The sequence below is a fragment of the Pseudomonas sp. FSL R10-0399 genome, from assembly GCF_009600165.1.
Classification (GTDB): domain Bacteria; phylum Pseudomonadota; class Gammaproteobacteria; order Pseudomonadales; family Pseudomonadaceae; genus Aquipseudomonas; species Aquipseudomonas helleri.
Genome location: NZ_WIWK01000016.1, coordinates 12,529 through 29,594, shown reverse-complemented (window position 1 = coordinate 29,594; position 17,066 = coordinate 12,529). Strand labels below are relative to the sequence as shown.

The window sequence follows — 17,066 nt, the reverse complement described above, 5'->3', positions numbered from 1 at the left end:
ATGCGTCCACGTAAAACCGAAAACCAGAATCTTCCGCCGCACATGTATCGACGCACACGTCAGCGTAAATACGGGAAAGTCTGGGTTGCCTACTACTACCGCGACGCCCAGGGCAAAGATATTCCGCTGGGTAGCGACCTCGATCAGGCGCGAATCAAATGGGCGCAGTTGGAAGCCAAGGAAAAACCCTTGGACCTGCTGACCATGAAAGGCATCTTTGATCGCTACACCCGCGACATCATTCCGAAAAAGGCACCACGCACGCAAAGGGACAACCTGGCCGAGCTGAAGAAGCTGCGAGAGCTGTTTGATGACGCGCCGATCGACTCGATAACGCCGGCAACGATTGCCGGGTACCGAGACGCGAGGACTGCCAAGGTTCGAGCCAACCGCGAGATCGCCACCCTGTCCCATGTATTCAACATGGCCAGAGAGTGGGGTCTCACTACAAAAGAGAATCCGTGCCAGGGCGTGCGCAAGAACCGCGAAAAACCGCGCGACTATTACGCTAACGATGTGGTGTGGACTGCTGTTTACAACAAAGCCCCCCAGGAACTGAAAGACGCTATGGATTTGGCCTACCTGACAGGCCAGCGCCCTGCTGACGTATTGATGATGCGTAAGGACGATGTAGAGGGCGGATATTTGATGGTTCAACAGAATAAGACCGGAAAGCGCCTCAGAATCCGCGTGAACGCTGATGGACAAGCTAACAGCCTTGGAAAGTTGCTAAGCCAAATAGCCGAACGAAACTCTAAACTTGTCACGAGCTATTTGATTGTAAGCAAAACAGGTAGGCGCATGACTGCAACAATGTTGCGCAAGCGTTGGGATGAAGCGAGAGAATCGGCCAAGACAGCTGCACTAATGGAAAAAGATTCTGTACTAGCGGACAAGATCGCCGCATTCCAATTCAGGGATATCCGACCCAAGGCCGCATCGGAAATCAAGGATATCGGCGAGGCAAGTTTGCTGCTGGGGCACACTGAGGGAGATATTACGCAGCGGGTTTACAGGCGCATCGGAGCGACCGCCAACCCGTCAAAATGAGCTGAGTTATGGAACACATGCTAAAAAGTTTTGGAACGCTTCACCCAAAACCGCCCTTGAGCAGCCCCTTCCCCAAACCTCAGAAACGACAAAGCCCGCTAAATGCGGGCTCTGTCGGTGTAGCAATATGGCGGAGGCGTAGAGATTCGAACTCTAGGACCTGTTACAGTCGACGGTTTTCAAGACCGTTGCCTTAAACCACTCGGCCACACCTCCTATGTTGTTGCGGGCGCCATAATACCTGAATGAAACACGTTGTCAAACTCTCTTGATCGCTTGTTTCAGAGCCTCTGCTATGATCTTTGCTACTTAACATTTCAAACCACAGGAGTATCGCCATGCGCGAACAGGATTACGCCGTTAATAACAGCGTGCAGGCTGAGCAGCTAGAGGTTAGCCGCGTCCTGCGTAACACTTACGGTTTACTGGCTTTGACGCTCGCATTCAGCGGCGTGATGGCTTATGTCGCTCAACAGATGCGGGTCGGTTACCCGAATATTTTCGTGGTGCTGATCGGTTTCTACGGGCTGTTTTTCTTGACCAACAAGCTGCGTGATTCGGCTTGGGGCCTGGTGTCTACTTTCGCCTTGACCGGTTTCATGGGCTTTTTGTTGGGCCCAATCCTCAACCGTTACTTGGGCATGCAGGGCGGCGCTGAGGTTGTCAGCTCGGCATTTGCCATGACCGCGCTGGTGTTTGGCGGCCTTTCTGCTTATGTGCTGATCACTCGCAAGGACATGAGCTTCCTGGGCGGCTTTATCACCGCAGGCTTCTTTGTCCTGCTGGGCGCCGTAGTTGCCAGCTTCTTCTTCCAGGTCAGCGGCCTGCAACTGGCTATCAGCGCAGGTTTTGTGCTGTTTTCTTCGGTCTGCATCTTGTTCCAGACCAGCGCCATCATTCATGGCGGCGAGCGTAACTACATCATGGCGACCATCAGCCTGTATGTTTCGATCTACAACCTGTTTATCAGCCTGCTGCAAATTTTCGGCATCATGAGCAGCGACGACTGATTGACCCCGCTACACGAAAGCCCGCTTCGGCGGGCTTTTTGTTGCCCGCTGCAAGCATCTTTGAGCATCTGCCTTTATCATTGCCGCAGATTTGCTGACAGAGCTCACCATGAAATTTGCCATTGCCCTTTATTCAGCAGCCCATGCCCCCTCTTCTCGCCGCGCCCTGCGTTTTGCCGAGGCAGTGCTGGCAAGCGGTCACGAGATCGTGCGGCTGTTCTTCTATCAAGACGGTGTGCACAGCGCCTCGAGCAATGTGGTCACACCGCAAGACGAGCAAAATATCGCGCAGCAGTGGGCCGCGTTCGTCAGCCAACATCAGCTGGACGGCGTGGTATGTATTGCCGCAGCCCTGCGCCGCGGTGTATTGAATGAAGATGAAGCAGCGCGCTATGAGCGCCCGGCGGTCAATCTGCAAGCGCCATGGGAATTGTCTGGCCTGGGCCAGTTACACGACGCGATTCAATCGGCTGATCGACTGATCTGCTTCGGAGGGCCTTGATATGGCTAAGTCGCTGTTGATTATCAGCCGCCAGGCGCCATGGTCGGGTCCAGGCGCCAAAGAGGCGTTGGACCTTGTGTTGGCGGGGGGCGCATTCGATTTGCCGATTGCACTGATGTTTATGGACGATGGGGTATTCCAGCTCGTTCCCGGACAAAACGCGGCCGCGCTGCAACAAAAAAACCTTCAGGCCAATCTGCAAGCCCTGTCGATGTTCGGGGTAGATGACGTGTTTGCCTGCGGCCACAGCCTGGCCGAGCGCGGCATTTCGCCCGCACATCTGGCAGTCGACGATGTACACGCCCTGTCAACCGATGAAGTACGCGCCCTAATTGACCGTTTTGACCAAGTGATAACCCTCTGATGACGACTCTACACGTCCTGAGCCACTCGCCCTTTTCAGACACACGCCTTAGCAGCTGCTTACGCGTTCTGGGCACCGATGACGCGCTGTTACTGACAGGAGACGCGGTCTACGCTCTACAACCTCAAAGCAGCCCTCTGAAGGCCCTGGAAGAAAAAAGCGCCACGCTTAAGCTTTTTGTCCTCGAAGAGGACCTGCTCGCACGCCACATCGACTGCCCACAGTGGGCGACAGCGGTGGATTACCCGGCCTTCGTCGAGCTGTCGATTCACTATGACAAGGTCAACAGCTGGCTATGAACACCCTCCTTCTCAACGGTAAACATATCGCGCTGGATAAAGACGGCTATTTGCTCGACCTTAACGATTGGTCTGCCGAGGTCGCCCATGCACTAGCGGCCGAGGCGCAGATCGAGTTGAGCCCCGAGCACTGGGAGATCCTTGAGCTGTTGCGCAGTTTTTATCAGGAGTTCGAGCTGTCACCCGCGACACGCCCGCTGATCAAGTACACCGCGCTCAATCTGGGCCCTGAAAAAGGCAACAGCTTGCACCTCAACCGCCTGTTTAATGGCACACCGGCCAAGCTCGCTGCCAAGCTGGCGGGCCTGCCAAAACCGACTAATTGCCTATGAATACGCCTGCTGCGCTGACATTAGAAACCCCGGCCGAACACCCTTTCGCGCCATTTGTGCGCATTCTGGGCAAAGGTAAACGCGGCGCCCGCAACTTGACCCGCGAAGAAGCGCGCGAGGCGATGGGCATGCTCCTTGACGAAAAAGTCGAGGACACGCAATTGGGTGCCTTCCTGATGTTGCTGCGTCACAAGGAAGAAAGCCCCGAGGAATTGGCCGGCTTCACTGAAGCCTTGCGTGAGCGTCTGACAGCGCCAGCAATCAACGTTGATATCGACTGGCCGACTTATGCAGGCAAGAAGCGTCACCTGCCCTGGTACCTGCTGGCTGCCAAATGCCTGGCGCAAAACGGTGTGCGGATTGTGATGCACGGCGGCGGCGCTCATACCGCAGGGCGACTGTACAGTGAACAACTGCTGGACGAGTTGTCTATCCCGCTGTGCCGCGACTGGCAAAGCGTTGAAACTGCGCTCGACACCCAGCATCTGGCCTTTATGCCATTGCAGGACTGGGCGCCGCAGTTGCAGCGCATGATCGATCTGCGCAACACCTTGGGTTTGCGCTCGCCCATTCACTCACTGGCGCGCATTTTGAACCCGCTGGGCGCCCGCTGCGGCCTACAAAGCATTTTCCATCCGGGCTACCAAAGCGTGCACCGCGAAGCCAGCGGCTTGCTGGGAGACACCAGCATCGTGATCAAAGGCGACGGCGGTGAAATCGAGATCAACCCGGACACCATCAGCCATTTGTACGGCACCACGGCGGGCGTCAATTGGGATGAAGAGTGGCCAGCACTGTCAGCTCGACGCCACGTGAAACCGGCCTCACTTGAGCCGGGGCAGCTCAAGGCACTGTGGCGGGGCGAGATCGAAGACAGTTACCCGCAACTGGCCCTGCTCTCGACCATGGCCCTGGCCCTTCGCGGGCTGGGCACACCGCGAGAACAAGCATTCGAGTTGGCGCAGGGTTATTGGGATAACCGCGACAAATCGATTTAACTCATTTGCGAGACCGCCTCATGCTAATTCCTTACGACCAGCTTGAACCTGACACCCTCACCCGCCTGATTGAAGACTTCGTCAGCCGCGACGGTACCGACAACGGTGATGACACCCCTCAAGAGACACGTGTCCTGCGGGTGCGTCACGCCTTAAGCAAAGGGCAAGCCGTGATCTTCTTTGATCTGGAAAGCCAGCAATGCCAGTTGATGCCCAAACATGCCGTTCCCAAAGAGTTCTTTGATTAACGCTTGCTCAACGGCCCAATGGTCAAATGCCCGGGGTCCTGATTTTTGATCCGGTCGTAGATTTCGCCCCGGTGAACGCTGACGCTCCTGGGGGCATCAATCCCCAGGCGTACGTGGCTGCCACTGATGGCAATGACATGGACAATAATGTCTTCGCCAATCGAGAAGCGTTCGCCGCTTACGCGTTTTAGAATCTGCATGGCTCTTATCCTTAAAGGTGTCTGGCCACGAAGACTGAACCGCGTCATTCGGTACTTCAATCCTTACACAGCAATTCAGCTTGGGCTTACTCCTATCTGGATTAAGGCCTACACCTCACAGGTAAAAGTCCTACGCTACAGCTGTTGAATATTCCTCATCAGTAGGGGTATTGGCTCAGGGTGCCGAAAAACGTGGGCCCAACAGAATGATCGTTGCCCCTATCACGCACAGCACCAGTCCGATCCAGTCAGAGCCCAATGGCCGGACTCGCTCCACCACCGCCAACCAGGCAATAGACGTCACGATGTAGATCCCGCCATACGCGGCATAAGCCCGGCCCGCATATGCCGCCTCGACCTTGGTCAAGAGCAGGGCAAAAACGGCCAGGCTCAACACTGCCGGCACGACCCACACCACACTCTTGCCTTGACGCAGCCACATCCAGAATCCGTAGCAGCCTGCGATTTCAAACAACGCGGCCAAAAAAAACCAAACGTAATTAAGCATGAATACTTCCTTCCTTAGGCAGCGCGCCACCCTACTCGCGCCCCATCAGCCAGGCAATAGCCAACCTTTAGCACGCGTCACAGAATAAAAAGTTGAATTATTTTCGCGCCCGGCAAGTCGGACTTATTAAGAGCGTACGTAGCAGTGGTTTCAACGCCACTGAACGCCGTCCTTACTGACAATAATCAATGAGGAAATAGTCATGACCCTGATACTTCTGATCATCCTGATCTTGCTGCTGGTGGGCGGGCTGCCAGTTTTCCCTCACTCCCGAAACTGGGGCTACGGCCCGTCCGGTATTATCGGCACCGTACTGGTCGTACTGCTGATACTGCTCTTGCTCGGCAAAATATAGCGCCGTAGTCACGGCATTACGCGCAAAAAAAAGAGGCCCTGAGGCCTCTTCTTTTTTCACGCTGGTTTACTTCGGATCCACGACACCCGCAGTGTTATCCAACAAGCTTTTGGTTGCTGTCTGCAAGAAGGATTCAAGCTTCTTCTTCAGTTCAGCTTCGTCTGGCGAGTCAGTCACTACTTTGGCTTGCGGGTTCGGGCCCAAGTTGTATTGCCATACCTTGGCTGGCATGTCTTTAGGCTGAACCAGCAGATGATCGCCACTGATGATGGCTACCGTCTGATCGTTGCCCGATGGCTTGATCACGCCTGAACCTTTGTCACCTTCCGGCAGGTTCAGCAGGTCACGGCCCCAGCATTGCTGGCGGAACTCACCACCCAGACGACCCATGATGGTCGGTACGATGTCGATCTGCGTACCCACGGTATCAACCCGCGCACCAAACTTCTCCTGGATGCCCGGCCCGATCAACAGCAATGGAACGTTAAAACGCCCAAGGTCCATCTCGGAGATCTGCTGCTCGTTACCAAAACCGTGGTCGCCTACGATCACAAACAAGGTTTCCTTGAAGTACGGCTCTTTACGCGCCTTTTCAAAGAATTGACCCAGCGCCCAGTCCGAATAGCGCATGGCGGTCAAATGCTCGTTCAACGAGCCACGGTCGGTCACCCGCTCAACCGGCAGTGGCGTCGGCAAGGCATACGGCGTGTGGTTGGACAGGGTTTGCAGCAAGGCATAGAACGGCTCTTTGCCTTCACGCTTTTTCAGCTCTTCCAGGCCACGGTTGAACATGTCCTGGTCGGACACGCCCCACGTAGGATCAGAGAACACCGGGTTCACGAAATCATTACGGCCAACGAACGTGGTCATGCCTTGGTTACTGAAGAAACCAGACTGGTTGTCCCAGGCAAAATCACCGTTGTACACATACACATCATCGTATTTACGGGCGCTCAGCAGCTCCGGCAGACCGGACAGCTTGTGGCTGCCTTCCGGGGTCTGCATCAGGTATTCAAAACCTGGCAGGTTCGGGAAGCACGCCATGGTGGCGAACATGCCCTGATGCGTGTGCGTACCGTTGGAGAAGAAGCGCTCAAACAGCAGGCCTTCTTTGGCCAGGTTGTCGAAGTAAGGCGTGACGTTGCCTGGACGTCCCAGTGCACCCACCGAGTGGCCGGCGAAGCTTTCCATCAAGATGACGACAACGTTCTTGATCGGCAGGGTTTTTTCTTCTGGTGGCGTGGTATCACGGCGCACAGGCGCGGTGTCCGCATCGACCAGTTTGTCGTTCGGGGTCAGCAGCATGTCGCGCACGGTCTGCTGAGCCTCAGGCTGCGGCAGGTTGGCTTTCCAGATATTGCTGCGCTCATCCGAGAAGCGGCTCTGCGCCGCTGAAATCAGCGACAAGGAACCATTGAGCCCTAACTGGTTAGCGAAGTTGGAATCCGTCGTGTAGGCATCACCCCAGCGCAGTGGAGGACCTTGGCGCAGTGTGCCGCGAGCAGCGACCACACACACCACCAGAATCACCATGAACACAGCAATGCGCGCATACCATGGCGCGACGGCACGTTGAGTACCAGCGCCAGCAGCCGATGTCGCACGGGTGCGGGTTACGCGGTCTGCACCTTTAAATGCAAAGTACAGGATCACCGTCCCGACGGCCCAGGCCAGCAGGTAACGCACCACCGGGAAACCGTACCAGAGCATGCTCATGACGGTTTTCGGGTCTTCCTTCACATATTGGAAGACCAGACCGTTGAGGCGCTGGTGGAATTCACGGTAGAAGTCCATCTCCATCAGACCCAGGAACAGCGCCAGGCTGGAGGCGGCAGTCAGCCAAAAACGCATGGCGCCACGCAGTCGCATTGCATGCGCACTGAGCAATGACAACAGCAAAGGGATGCTGAGATAAACCACGATGCGCAGGTCAAAGCGCAGACCATTGAAAAAGGCTTCGAGGAACGTTGAGGCCGGGGTATCCAGGATCATTTCCCGGTTGTAAACCAGCAATGCCACCCGCAACAGGGTAAACATCAGCATCATGATCAAGGCGCTGAGCAGCGTAAACGCCAGATGCGATTTGACGGTCGGTTGCAACATTCGCTGGGCAGCGTTCTGTTGTTTTAAGGCGTCCGGGTTTGCCATGTCGTTTTAGGACCCAATTGATTCAAGTTGAAGTGGCTTTTCTGTGCACGGCCAGCACCTGCGCCTATAGGGCACACGTGCAGGGAGGTCATGCGCGGGCGGGCAAATGTTGCACGATCACCGGTGATTTACCACTGATACTGCACCCTTTAATGCACAGGGTTTGGCTCGACACCTGAACTGGAAATCCAGGTGAATGGCTTCTGAGAAGCAGCCGAGCCGAAATTTTGCACGCAAATTGTCATGGACGGCACGTGAAAATTTTGTGCAAACGCATAATTTGAAACATAAGAAAGGGCCTTTCGGCCCTTTCTGTAACTCACTGCGCGTTAAACGTTGCCTGGCTTGTTAATCGCCTGCAAAACGTATTGCGGCAAGGCAAACGAACCTTGGTGAACTTCAGGGTTGTAATAGCGAGTAACAATGCCACTGCCAATAAAGCGCTGACGCAGGGTCTCCAGCGGCAACTTGCGGTAATCACTGTTGGTTGAGCCCCAGGCAAAGGTCATCGAGCCGCCGATGTAAGTCGGCACGGCCGCTTGATAGAAGTGCCAATCGGCGAACAAACCACGCATGCGCTCTGCGGTGGTTTTAACTTCTTGCAGTTGCATGAACGGCGTGCCGTTTTGCGTCACCAGCACACCACCTTCATTCAGGCAGCGATGGCAGGCTTGATAGAAGTTTTCAGAGAACAACACTTCACCCGGCCCGATCGGATCGGTGGAGTCAGAAATGATCACATCGAACTTTTCTTCAGTGGTCGCCACAAAGCGCATGCCGTCATCGATCACCAGATTCAGGCGCGGATCGTCGTAGGCCCCTTTGGAATGGTTCGGCAAGAACTCTTTGCACATTTCAACCACGGTGCCGTCGATCTCGACCATGGTGATGTGCTCAATGCCCACATGCTTGGTCACTTCGCGCAGCATGCCACCGTCGCCGCCGCCAATGATCAGCACGCGCTTGACCGTGCCGTGCGCCAGAATCGGCACATGAGTCAGCATCTCGTGGTAGATGAACTCATCCTTTTCCGTGGTCTGAATCACGCCATCCAATGCCATGACCCGGCCCATCACCGGGTTTTCGAAAATCACCAGGCGCTGGTGGTCAGTGCGCACTTCGTGCAGCAGCTTGTCCATACGAAAACGCTGACCATAACCCTCGTAGAGGGTTTCGAGATAGTCGGAGCTAAGTACTTCAGTCATGGGAAGTCCCTTTGAATGCAGATGGCAACGGACGGTCACCCGCCCATGATCGGCAGCTTGAGCGTTTACCACTGTTGCGGTACACGCGTTCAACTGCCCAAGAAAGGCGCGCATTCTACGACGACGAGCATGACAGGTCGAACCTTGACTCAGACAAACTCAGCGGGTGGCGCCAAATAAAGCCGTCGCCACCCGCTGGCCGACGACTTAAATGCGCACATTGCCTCGCGGCCCGGCGATGGCCCAGATAATGAGGCCGAGCACCGGCAAGAAGATAATCAACAGCACCCAAAGGATTTTCATCCCGGTTCCGACGTTACTTTTGAGCACATTGATGATGGCCCAAATATCCAGCGCCAGAATAATCAGACCTACCAGACCATTAAACGTCGACCCCATGGTGATGCTCCTGAGTGAGTGCGTGTTTACTTAGGATAGTCAGCTGCGGCGAGGGTTCCGTTTTTTTATTGCAGGCCGGGCATCAAACGTGAACAGCGACCTTCAACGCTTCCAGCGCAGGCGCAGCACTGATACCTACCTCGGCACACAAGGCCAGCACCCGCGGCAAGTCATTGCCATACACCAGCACCATTTGCAGTTCATCATCCAGCGGCTGGCTCAGGTTCAACAGCACATAGCCGCCGTTCTCCGGGTTCATGCTGCCCATCTGGATCTGGATACGGTTCAACGCCGTCAGCGCTTCGGTTTTAGCCAGTTGCTTGGGCTTGATGTTGAAAGACACGCCAGGACCAAACGAGGCAACGATCTGGGCGAACAGGTCGACATAGGTGTCAGCCTGGAACAGGACGGTTTCCGGCAGGCTGCCAATGACGACCCACTCGCCCAACGCAATAGGGTAAGTGTCGTCGTAGTTGATGTCCGGGTTTGCCGCCAGAAAAGCGTCTTGATCAGCGTAGGCCTGCGCTGCTTCATCAGCGATTTTTGCAATTTCTTCGTCGCCCATGCACCCAGAGCTGATTTTGCTGATGAGTTCAACGAGAGTGTTTTTCATGGGCAAGGCCTGTCACAAGGAAAATTGAGGGCGCGCAGGATATATCAATTGCGCGCCTCAAGGGCATGTAATCAGCCCAACAACTCGTTCAACAGTGCGACGCTATCGTTTGCGCCCATGGTCTTGGCAGCATCCAGCGCGGTGACCTCATTGGCATCCTTGGCTTTTGGATCGGCGCCTTTGCTGATCAGGTACTTAATGATTTCGGTGCGATTAAACATCGCAGCCATCATCAAGGCGGTACGGCCGTCAAACGAAGCGCCTTCAACCTGCGCCCCGCCCTCGATCAGGGTTTTAACCATCTCCAAATCGCCTTTGAACGCCGCGCCAGCAATCGGGCTTTGACCGTTGTCATTGCGAATTTCAGGGTCAGCCTTGTGCTCAAGCAATACCTTCACAGCGTCAACATGCCCGTGATAGCTGGCCAGCATCAGCAAGGTGTCGCCCTTGTGATTACGCAAATTAGGCGGCAAGCCCTTGCTCATCAGAGCTGCCAGCATGGCGGCGTCGCCTTCGCGGGCTTTATTGAAAACCTGCTCGGCAAACTCAGCCGCTTCCTCGGGGGTCATCTGCCGTTGTTGATCGGCTGGCTTGTTGTCTGACATATGAGGCTCCAGGTTGGCTACAGAAAGCCGTAGTTTCCCGAGAGCGGCCAACGGTGTCATCCCCTTTTTACTCAAGTGCGGCATAGAGACAATCAATCAGCAAACGACTCTTGTACAAACGCGCCAACAAACTGTGTGACTGGGCAAAATGCAGGATGCATGATGGCCATTCATGCAAAATGCACGAACCCTGCATCTTAACTAAAAACTAAGCCATTGATTTAAAAGGATTTTATTAGACAGGCGTGCTGGCACAATCACTGCAACTACCTCTCCATGCAAGCACAGATGAGCTAATGGAGCTGATTGACATGAGCCTGATCCAAGAAAAATTCGCGTCCCTGTTTTCGAACTACACCGTCAACGTTAAGCCCCGCCCGGATGGCGGTGTATTGCTGACGTTGTGTGACAGCGAAGGTAAACAGACTCAGCGGGTCATTTCATACGCGCAGTTGCACACCGCAGAACAACTGACTTGGGTGATCAGCGCGATTCGTCGTGATCTGGCAGGTACGGCCAGCGAACTGCCGACCATTTCACTGCTGCAAAGCCAGCACCGCTTTGCCCTGCCAACCTATCACACACGCTGATAAAAGCCTGATCAAACTGTAGGAGCGAGCTTGCCTCGCGATCTTTTGATCTTGGCTATTTTTACGGCCGCTGCGCGCCCGGACGTAGCCTCGCAAAGCTCGTCAACTGCTACGGGGGTGTTCGCTCGCAGCCTTCGTGCCTTGTCAGCGACTGCAGGATGTAAGCGATCCAACTGCAGGAGCGAGCTTGCCTCGCGATCTTTCCAACATCAAAGATCGCAAGCAAGCTCACTCCTTCACGTTCAAAGATTAAATATCGATCTCGGCAAAGCTGCTAACCGTCAGATGATCACCCAGCTTCTTCCCGCCTTCTCGCGCCAGACCACAGGTTTGCATGCCGGCTTGTTGTGCCGCGTCCAGCTCTTCGACGATGTCCGATAGAAACAGGATTTTCCCCGCCGGGCAGCCGATGGCTTCGGTGATGTGCCGGTACGATTGGGCTTCGCGCTTGGGTCCGGACGTGGTGTCGAAATAGCCGCTGAACAAGGGTGTCAGATCGCCCGCTTCCGAGCAGCCAAAAATCAGCTGTTGCGCCTGGATCGAACCTGACGAGTACACGTACAAGTCATAGCCCTTTTCGTGCCAGGCCTTGAGTGCCTCCACCGCATCCGGGTAGACGTGCCCTTTCAACTCGCCCGCCTCGTAACCCTGCTTCCAGATCATGCCCTGCAGCGCCTTAAGCGGCGTGGCTTTGCGGTCTTCGGCGATCCACTGTTGCAAGATCTCGATCACCCGCTCAACGTCCGCCTCGGGCTCGCCGCTGTCCAGACGCACCGCCCCCAGTTGCATCGCAACCTCAGGGTCTTCGGCATGTTCACGGACGAAGTCAGGCAGGTGTTTGGCCGCAAATGGAAACAACACGTCAAACACAAAGCTGACGGCGCTGGTGGTGCCTTCAATGTCAGTGAGGATGGCTTTGATCGGCATACGGGGTCCTTAGTCTTCGAGGCGCGGGAAGCGGCTGGCGATGTCTTCGCCGGTAAAGTTGGCCACCCAGCCTTCGGGGTTGTTAAACAACCGGATGGCCACGAAGTGCGGGTGCTCGCCCATGTCAAACCAATGCGGGGTGCCCGCTGGCACTGAGATCAGGTCGTTTTTTTCGCACAACACGGCATACACATAGTCGCCAATGTGCAATGTAAACAGCCCACGGCCCGCCACGAAAAAACGCACTTCATCTTCGCCATGACGGTGCTCATCGAGGAACTTGGCGCGCAGCTCGGCTTTTTGCGGGTGGTCGCTGTTGAGGCTGATCACGTCAACGGTGACGTAACCCTGCTCAGTCATCAATTGATCAATCTGCGTGCGATAGGCGTCGATCACTTCGTCCTGGCTGGCGCCCGGCTGGATCGGCGCAGCCGCCTGCCAGCGCTCAAAGCGCACGCCCTGCTCGGCCAGCGTGGAGGCGATGTCTTCAAGGTGGGTCAATACCTTGTTGGGTATTTCCGGGCTTGAAACGTGGTAAACAGAAAGGCTGCTCATGGGGGGTATTCCTCAGCTTCGGCGTGCACTTTCGGCTTTTTCCAGGCCGTTCAGGCAGACCGTTGAAATCAGGCAGTGGGCTTCTTCGACGTGAAGTCAGCGTTAACGGTTAAGCACAGCGCGGGTTTTCAACTCGCATTCAAACAAAAACTCAAAGGCTTCGATCTGGCGCAAGGCATCGCTCATGCGCGCACCCCACGTATACAGACCGTGCCCACGAATCAGGTAACCCACGCAGTCAGGGTGTGCCTCAAGCCAGGGCTGAACCTTGGCAGCCAGTCGCTCGATGTCCTGATCATTGTCAAAAATCGGCACCCGAACTGTCGACTCATGGGTCGATACACCACTGAAGGCTTTTTGCAGTTCGTAGTCTTCAAATTCGATACTGTCACCCGGCGTCAGCCGCGACAACACCGTGGCATTCACCGAATGCGTGTGCAACACCGCGCCGATCTCCGGGCGCCAGCTGTACAGCTGAGTGTGCAGCAAGGTTTCCGCAGAAGGCTTTTTGCCCGGTTCCAGGCTGTTGCCTGACAAATCCGTGGCCAGCACGTCATCAATGCCCAACTGGCCTTTGTGCTTGCCTGACACCGTCAGCAGCGCCTCGGTGGCCGACAACCGGGCCGAGTAGTTGCTACTGGTGGCCGGCGACCAGCCGCGACCATATAAAAAACGCCCGGCTTCAATGATTTCCAGGCTCAAGTGTTCACGGGTAAGGCTCATGCCCTGTCCTCTTGCAATCGAGTAGCGATGATAACGGCTGCAGCCAGTGCTGCGAGGCTTGCCATACTAAAGGTGATAGTCGGCCCGAGTGTGTTCCAGCTGTAACCGGCATAAAGCGCTCCCGCCGCGCCGCCCATACCGGCCAGGGTGGCGTAGAGCGCTTGCCCCTGCCCTTGTTGACCAGGCCCGAAACTGCGCTGCACGAAACTCATTGCCGACGCATGAAAACTGCCAAACGTTGCCGCGTGCATCAACTGCGCCAACAGCAACACCCACAGGTATTCGGCAAATGATCCCAGCAACAGCCAACGCAAGGCAGCCAAGGCAAAGCTGGCCATCAATACGCGACGCAACGAAAACTTGAGCAGGATGCGGCGCATGGCCAAAAACATCAGGACCTCAGCCACAACCCCCAACGCCCACAGCATACCGATCACGCCACGGCTGTAACCCAGGCTTTCAAGGTGCAAGGTGATGAAGGTGTAATACGGGCCATGGCTCAGTTGCATCAGCGCAACAGTCACATAAAACGCAATCACGCCGGAGCTGCGCAATTGCTTGAAAAAGCCGCCCTCGTGAGGTTTACGCCCCTGATTCGAAGGCTGGGCATTGGGCACCCACAAGCTGCACAACACTATGCCGCCCATGATCACGACCAGCGCCACCGGGTAAATATCCAGGCTCAGCCATTCAAACAGGCGACCTAGAATCACCACGGTGAGGATAAAACCAATCGACCCCCACAAACGCACCTGGCTGTAACGCTCCGGTTGTTCGCGCAGGTGAGCAAAGGTGATGACTTCGAACTGCGGCAGCACCGCGTGCCAGAAGAACGCATGCAACGCCATCACCAGCGCCAGCCAGGCGTAGCTCTTGCTGATAAAGATCAGGCTGAAGCCGAGCAAGGTGCACAACGCACCCAGCCGCACGATCAGCAGACGCTTGCCGGTGTAATCACCCAGCCAGCCCCACAAGTTGGGCGCCACGCAGCGCATCAGCATGGGAATGGCGACCAACTCGCCGATCCGTGCACTGGAGAATCCGAGGTGATGGAAGTACAGCGCCAGAAAAGGCGCTGTAGCACCGAGCAAAGCGAAGTAAAAAAGGTAAAACCCTGACAAACGCCAGTAAGGAAGAGGCGCCATTGCCATCAGACCATGGCGCTCAACGACCGCTGAATCACAATTGGCCCAGCACAGGCGTCGTCACACGCACATCGGCGTTTTGCCCGCGATGACGCAACAGGTGGTCCATCAGCACGATGGCCATCATGGCTTCGGCAATCGGGGTCGCCCGAATGCCAACGCACGGGTCATGACGACCTTTAGTGATGACGTCGACCGGGTTACCGTCTTTGTCAATCGAGCGGCCCGGGGTGGTGATGCTCGACGTAGGCTTGAGCGCCAGGTGCGCCACGATGGGCTGGCCCGACGAAATACCGCCCAAAATGCCGCCCGCATTGTTGCTCACAAAGCCCTGCGGGGTCAGTTCATCACGGTGCTCGGTACCGCGCTGGGCAACACTGGCAAAGCCGGCGCCGATTTCGATGCCCTTGACCGCATTGATGCTCATCAAGGCGTGCGCCAGATCGGCATCCAGACGGTCGAAAATGGGCTCGCCCAACCCCGGAATCACACCTTCGGCCACCACGGTGATCTTGGCCCCAACCGAGTCCTGATCACGGCGCAGTTGGTCCATGTAGGCTTCAAGCTCTGGCACTTTGTCCGGATCAGGGCTGAAAAAGGCGTTTTCTTCGACCGAATCCCAGGTTTTGAACGGGATTTCAATCGGGCCCAACTGGCTCATGTAGCCGCGAATCACAATGCCCTGGGTCGCCAAATACTTTTTGGCGATCGCCCCGGCCGCTACCCGCATGGCAGTTTCACGTGCAGAACTGCGCCCACCTCCGCGATAATCGCGCTCGCCGTATTTGTGGTGGTAGGTGTAGTCGGCATGGGCCGGGCGGAACAGGTCCTTGATTGCCGAATAGTCCTTGGACTTCTGATCGGTGTTGCGGATCAACAAACCGATGGCGCAGCCGGTGGTGCGGCCTTCAAACACACCGGATAGAATCTCGACTTCGTCGGCTTCCTGACGCTGTGTGGTGTGGCGGCTAGTGCCCGGTTTGCGGCGGTCCAGGTCACGTTGCAGGTCTTCAAGAGACAGCTCGAGCCCGGGTGGACAGCCATCTACAATAGCGACCAACGCCGGACCATGGCTTTCGCCTGCGGTGGTAACAGTGAACAGCTTGCCGAAGGTATTGCCGGACATTCAGGGCGCTCCGTGAAAATCAGCCTAAAAACTAAGCTTGGATAACTAAGCGCGCCAGTATACGCAGGCTGCCTCTGTAGTTCATCCTCCAACCTTACTCATCCGGTGTTGTGTAACCGGCACTTTCAACAATGATGGCGTGACGATGCTGCGAATACTCCTTCTGGTTCTAACCCTGTTTGGTACTCAGGCCTTTGCGGCGACTCAGTCCAACGTCTTGCTGCGCCCCATCGAGCTGGATACCGGCTCCGGTACTCTGTATGGCTCGCTGGTGTTGCCAAAAAGTGACAAGCCGGTACCGGTGGTCCTGCTTATTGCCGGTTCCGGGCCAACCGACCGCGATGGCAACAACCCGATTGGCGGGCGCAACGACAGCTTGAAAAAACTCGCCTGGCGTTTGGCGCAAAACAACATTGCCAGCGTGCGCTTTGACAAGCGCGGCATTGCGCAAAGCCAGCCGGCCGCCCCGGATGAGCGCCAACTGAGCGTCGATCAATACGTCAACGACGCCGTGGCCTGGGGCGACAAGCTCAAGGCCGACCCGCGTTTTGGCAAAGTGTTTTTGCTCGGTCACAGCGAAGGCGCACTGATTGCCGTCCTGGCCGCCCCGCGCATCGACGCCGCCGGGGTTATCTCGATTGCCGGTTCCGGGCGCCCTGTCGGTCAGTTGCTGCGTGAGCAGTTGCAGCGCAACAACTTGCCGCCGGCCCTGCTCAAGCGCAGCTTTGAGCTGATAGCCAGCCTCGAAGCCGGGCATACCGACGATAACGTGCCGCCAGCCCTTGAAGCGATCTTTCGCCCAAGCGTGCAGCCTTACCTGATCAGCCTGCTGCGCTATAACCCGGCCAAAGCCTTCGCTGCACTGAAGATGCCGGCGATGATTATTCAGGGCACCCACGACATTCAGGTCGAGGTCAAAGATGCGCGCCTGCTTAAAGCCGCCAAGCCAGATGCATCCCTGACCCTGGTACACGGCATGAACCACGTCATGCGCATTGTGCCGATGGACATCAAACGCCAGGTGCTGTCCTACAACGACCCCAACCAACGCCTCGCGGGTGAAGTCGGTGACCGGATTGTGCGCTTTATCGCAAAAGTGAATGCCGCTCAGCCCTCCAGTCCTGCGCATAACGGCCGATAAAACATTGTCGGCCGTCTTCATTG

23 protein-coding genes and 1 tRNA gene are annotated in these 17,066 nt (G+C 56.1%); 11 read left to right on the top strand and 13 right to left on the bottom strand.

The window, feature by feature from the left end:
• Entirely contained in the window at positions 1 to 1,050 is a 1,050-nt protein-coding gene (locus tag GHO41_RS07140; protein ID WP_153433254.1) for a tyrosine-type recombinase/integrase, read from the top strand.
• A gap of 128 nt (positions 1,051 to 1,178) precedes the next feature.
• On the opposite strand, the gene GHO41_RS07135 is transcribed toward GHO41_RS07140, so the two are convergent.
• Positions 1,179 to 1,266: transfer RNA gene (locus GHO41_RS07135), tRNA-Ser, on the bottom strand.
• 122 nt (positions 1,267 to 1,388) lie between these two features.
• Between GHO41_RS07135 and GHO41_RS07130 the strand changes: the two genes are divergently transcribed.
• The 7 genes from GHO41_RS07130 to GHO41_RS07100 all read left to right on the top strand — a co-directional run bounded on the left by GHO41_RS07130 (position 1,389) and on the right by GHO41_RS07100 (position 4,803).
• On the top strand, positions 1,389 to 2,060 hold the full coding sequence (locus GHO41_RS07130) for a Bax inhibitor-1/YccA family protein (RefSeq protein WP_048371231.1): 672 nt from the start codon (positions 1,389 to 1,391) through the stop codon (positions 2,058 to 2,060).
• Between the two features lie 109 nt (positions 2,061 to 2,169).
• Positions 2,170 to 2,562: a sulfurtransferase complex subunit TusD gene (gene tusD, locus GHO41_RS07125; RefSeq protein WP_153433253.1), complete on the top strand. Its 393-nt coding sequence runs from the start codon at positions 2,170 to 2,172 to the stop codon at positions 2,560 to 2,562.
• Between the two features lies 1 nt (position 2,563).
• On the top strand, positions 2,564 to 2,926 hold the full coding sequence (gene tusC / locus GHO41_RS07120; RefSeq protein WP_153330932.1) for a sulfurtransferase complex subunit TusC: 363 nt from the start codon (positions 2,564 to 2,566) through the stop codon (positions 2,924 to 2,926).
• Positions 2,926 to 3,225, top strand: a complete 300-nt coding sequence (gene tusB, locus GHO41_RS07115) for a sulfurtransferase complex subunit TusB (RefSeq protein ID WP_153330931.1) — start codon at positions 2,926 to 2,928, stop codon at positions 3,223 to 3,225. Before tusC ends, tusB begins: the two co-directional genes overlap by 1 nt.
• Positions 3,222 to 3,557 (top strand): TusE/DsrC/DsvC family sulfur relay protein, encoded by a 336-nt coding sequence (locus GHO41_RS07110; RefSeq protein ID WP_153330930.1) that lies wholly within the window; start codon positions 3,222 to 3,224, stop codon positions 3,555 to 3,557. Before tusB ends, GHO41_RS07110 begins: the two co-directional genes overlap by 4 nt.
• Positions 3,554 to 4,555 (top strand): glycosyl transferase family protein, encoded by a 1,002-nt coding sequence (locus tag GHO41_RS07105; RefSeq protein WP_153330929.1) that lies wholly within the window; start codon positions 3,554 to 3,556, stop codon positions 4,553 to 4,555. The genes GHO41_RS07110 and GHO41_RS07105 overlap by 4 nt, the downstream gene beginning before the upstream one ends.
• A gap of 20 nt (positions 4,556 to 4,575) precedes the next feature.
• Positions 4,576 to 4,803: a YheU family protein gene (locus tag GHO41_RS07100; protein WP_016781468.1), complete on the top strand. Its 228-nt coding sequence runs from the start codon at positions 4,576 to 4,578 to the stop codon at positions 4,801 to 4,803.
• Here the strand turns inward: GHO41_RS07100 and GHO41_RS07095 are convergent.
• Complete coding sequence (locus tag GHO41_RS07095) at positions 4,800 to 5,003, bottom strand: carbon storage regulator (protein WP_048371242.1); 204 nt, start codon at positions 5,001 to 5,003, stop codon at positions 4,800 to 4,802. The genes GHO41_RS07100 and GHO41_RS07095 overlap by 4 nt on opposite strands.
• 175 nt (positions 5,004 to 5,178) lie before the next feature.
• A complete protein-coding gene (locus GHO41_RS07090; protein ID WP_048371244.1) occupies positions 5,179 to 5,511 on the bottom strand; it encodes a YnfA family protein in 333 nt (110 codons plus the stop codon).
• 202 nt (positions 5,512 to 5,713) lie between these two features.
• On the opposite strand from GHO41_RS07090, the gene GHO41_RS07085 reads away from it, so the two are divergent.
• Positions 5,714 to 5,866, top strand: coding sequence for a DUF3309 family protein (locus tag GHO41_RS07085; RefSeq protein WP_048371247.1), 153 nt, complete (start codon positions 5,714 to 5,716; stop codon positions 5,864 to 5,866).
• Between the two features lie 66 nt (positions 5,867 to 5,932).
• Here the strand turns inward: GHO41_RS07085 and GHO41_RS07080 are convergent, their stop codons facing one another.
• The 5 genes from GHO41_RS07080 to GHO41_RS07060 form a co-directional block, all read right to left on the bottom strand.
• Positions 5,933 to 8,014, bottom strand: a complete 2,082-nt coding sequence (locus GHO41_RS07080) for an LTA synthase family protein (protein ID WP_153433252.1) — start codon at positions 8,012 to 8,014, stop codon at positions 5,933 to 5,935.
• A 329-nt stretch (positions 8,015 to 8,343) separates the two neighbouring features.
• Positions 8,344 to 9,219 carry a polyamine aminopropyltransferase gene (speE, locus tag GHO41_RS07075; RefSeq protein WP_153433251.1) on the bottom strand — a complete coding sequence of 292 codons (876 nt, stop codon included), beginning with the start codon at positions 9,217 to 9,219 and terminating at the stop codon, positions 8,344 to 8,346.
• A 207-nt stretch (positions 9,220 to 9,426) separates the two neighbouring features.
• Entirely contained in the window at positions 9,427 to 9,618 is a 192-nt protein-coding gene (locus GHO41_RS07070; protein ID WP_048371254.1) for a PLDc N-terminal domain-containing protein, read from the bottom strand.
• Positions 9,619 to 9,700: 82 nt separating this feature from the next.
• Positions 9,701 to 10,231 (bottom strand): hypothetical protein, encoded by a 531-nt coding sequence (locus GHO41_RS07065; RefSeq protein ID WP_153433250.1) that lies wholly within the window; start codon positions 10,229 to 10,231, stop codon positions 9,701 to 9,703.
• A gap of 71 nt (positions 10,232 to 10,302) precedes the next feature.
• Entirely contained in the window at positions 10,303 to 10,836 is a 534-nt protein-coding gene (locus GHO41_RS07060) for an ankyrin repeat domain-containing protein (RefSeq protein ID WP_153391734.1), read from the bottom strand.
• Positions 10,837 to 11,147: 311 nt separating this feature from the next.
• Here GHO41_RS07060 and GHO41_RS07055 point away from each other — a divergent pair, with 311 nt between their 5' ends.
• Positions 11,148 to 11,426, top strand: coding sequence for a DUF3509 domain-containing protein (locus GHO41_RS07055; RefSeq protein ID WP_048371628.1), 279 nt, complete (start codon positions 11,148 to 11,150; stop codon positions 11,424 to 11,426).
• A 249-nt stretch (positions 11,427 to 11,675) separates the two neighbouring features.
• Here the strand turns inward: GHO41_RS07055 and mtnC are convergent, their stop codons facing one another.
• The 5 genes from mtnC to aroC all read right to left on the bottom strand — a co-directional run bounded on the left by mtnC (position 11,676) and on the right by aroC (position 15,902).
• Complete coding sequence (gene mtnC, locus GHO41_RS07050) at positions 11,676 to 12,353, bottom strand: acireductone synthase (protein ID WP_153433249.1); 678 nt, start codon at positions 12,351 to 12,353, stop codon at positions 11,676 to 11,678.
• 9 nt (positions 12,354 to 12,362) lie between these two features.
• Entirely contained in the window at positions 12,363 to 12,908 is a 546-nt protein-coding gene (locus GHO41_RS07045; RefSeq protein WP_048371260.1) for an acireductone dioxygenase, read from the bottom strand.
• A 102-nt stretch (positions 12,909 to 13,010) separates the two neighbouring features.
• Positions 13,011 to 13,631: a methylthioribulose 1-phosphate dehydratase gene (locus GHO41_RS07040; protein ID WP_123751585.1), complete on the bottom strand. Its 621-nt coding sequence runs from the start codon at positions 13,629 to 13,631 to the stop codon at positions 13,011 to 13,013.
• Positions 13,628 to 14,776, bottom strand: a complete 1,149-nt coding sequence (locus tag GHO41_RS07035) for an MFS transporter (RefSeq protein ID WP_153433248.1) — start codon at positions 14,774 to 14,776, stop codon at positions 13,628 to 13,630. The genes GHO41_RS07040 and GHO41_RS07035 overlap by 4 nt, the downstream gene beginning before the upstream one ends.
• Before the next feature lie 34 nt (positions 14,777 to 14,810).
• Positions 14,811 to 15,902: a chorismate synthase gene (aroC, locus tag GHO41_RS07030; RefSeq protein ID WP_048371267.1), complete on the bottom strand. Its 1,092-nt coding sequence runs from the start codon at positions 15,900 to 15,902 to the stop codon at positions 14,811 to 14,813.
• A gap of 145 nt (positions 15,903 to 16,047) precedes the next feature.
• On the opposite strand from aroC, the gene GHO41_RS07025 reads away from it, so the two are divergent.
• Positions 16,048 to 17,043, top strand: coding sequence for an alpha/beta hydrolase (locus GHO41_RS07025; RefSeq protein WP_153433247.1), 996 nt, complete (start codon positions 16,048 to 16,050; stop codon positions 17,041 to 17,043).
• Positions 17,044 to 17,066 lie beyond the last annotated feature (23 nt).

Coding starts and splice junctions, on each gene's coding strand:
- GHO41_RS07080 (WP_153433252.1), bottom strand. CDS start 8,014: ATGGCAAACCCGGACGCCTTAAAACAACAGAACGCTGCCCAGCGAATG.
- GHO41_RS07045 (WP_048371260.1), bottom strand. CDS start 12,908: ATGAGCAGCCTTTCTGTTTACCACGTTTCAAGCCCGGAAATACCCAAC.
- mtnC (WP_153433249.1), bottom strand. CDS start 12,353: ATGCCGATCAAAGCCATCCTCACTGACATTGAAGGCACCACCAGCGCC.
- GHO41_RS07085 (WP_048371247.1), top strand. CDS start 5,714: ATGACCCTGATACTTCTGATCATCCTGATCTTGCTGCTGGTGGGCGGG.
- GHO41_RS07130 (WP_048371231.1), top strand. CDS start 1,389: ATGCGCGAACAGGATTACGCCGTTAATAACAGCGTGCAGGCTGAGCAG.
- GHO41_RS07025 (WP_153433247.1), top strand. CDS start 16,048: ATGCTGCGAATACTCCTTCTGGTTCTAACCCTGTTTGGTACTCAGGCC.
- speE (WP_153433251.1), bottom strand. CDS start 9,219: ATGACTGAAGTACTTAGCTCCGACTATCTCGAAACCCTCTACGAGGGT.
- GHO41_RS07040 (WP_123751585.1), bottom strand. CDS start 13,631: ATGAGCCTTACCCGTGAACACTTGAGCCTGGAAATCATTGAAGCCGGG.
- GHO41_RS07035 (WP_153433248.1), bottom strand. CDS start 14,776: ATGGCGCCTCTTCCTTACTGGCGTTTGTCAGGGTTTTACCTTTTTTAC.
- GHO41_RS07065 (WP_153433250.1), bottom strand. CDS start 10,231: ATGAAAAACACTCTCGTTGAACTCATCAGCAAAATCAGCTCTGGGTGC.
- GHO41_RS07070 (WP_048371254.1), bottom strand. CDS start 9,618: ATGGGGTCGACGTTTAATGGTCTGGTAGGTCTGATTATTCTGGCGCTG.
- tusB (WP_153330931.1), top strand. CDS start 2,926: ATGACGACTCTACACGTCCTGAGCCACTCGCCCTTTTCAGACACACGC.
- GHO41_RS07105 (WP_153330929.1), top strand. CDS start 3,554: ATGAATACGCCTGCTGCGCTGACATTAGAAACCCCGGCCGAACACCCT.
- aroC (WP_048371267.1), bottom strand. CDS start 15,902: ATGTCCGGCAATACCTTCGGCAAGCTGTTCACTGTTACCACCGCAGGC.
- tusD (WP_153433253.1), top strand. CDS start 2,170: ATGAAATTTGCCATTGCCCTTTATTCAGCAGCCCATGCCCCCTCTTCT.
- GHO41_RS07090 (WP_048371244.1), bottom strand. CDS start 5,511: ATGCTTAATTACGTTTGGTTTTTTTTGGCCGCGTTGTTTGAAATCGCA.
- GHO41_RS07100 (WP_016781468.1), top strand. CDS start 4,576: ATGCTAATTCCTTACGACCAGCTTGAACCTGACACCCTCACCCGCCTG.
- tusC (WP_153330932.1), top strand. CDS start 2,564: ATGGCTAAGTCGCTGTTGATTATCAGCCGCCAGGCGCCATGGTCGGGT.
- GHO41_RS07140 (WP_153433254.1), top strand. CDS start 1: ATGCGTCCACGTAAAACCGAAAACCAGAATCTTCCGCCGCACATGTAT.
- GHO41_RS07095 (WP_048371242.1), bottom strand. CDS start 5,003: ATGCAGATTCTAAAACGCGTAAGCGGCGAACGCTTCTCGATTGGCGAA.
- GHO41_RS07060 (WP_153391734.1), bottom strand. CDS start 10,836: ATGTCAGACAACAAGCCAGCCGATCAACAACGGCAGATGACCCCCGAG.
- GHO41_RS07055 (WP_048371628.1), top strand. CDS start 11,148: ATGAGCCTGATCCAAGAAAAATTCGCGTCCCTGTTTTCGAACTACACC.
- GHO41_RS07110 (WP_153330930.1), top strand. CDS start 3,222: ATGAACACCCTCCTTCTCAACGGTAAACATATCGCGCTGGATAAAGAC.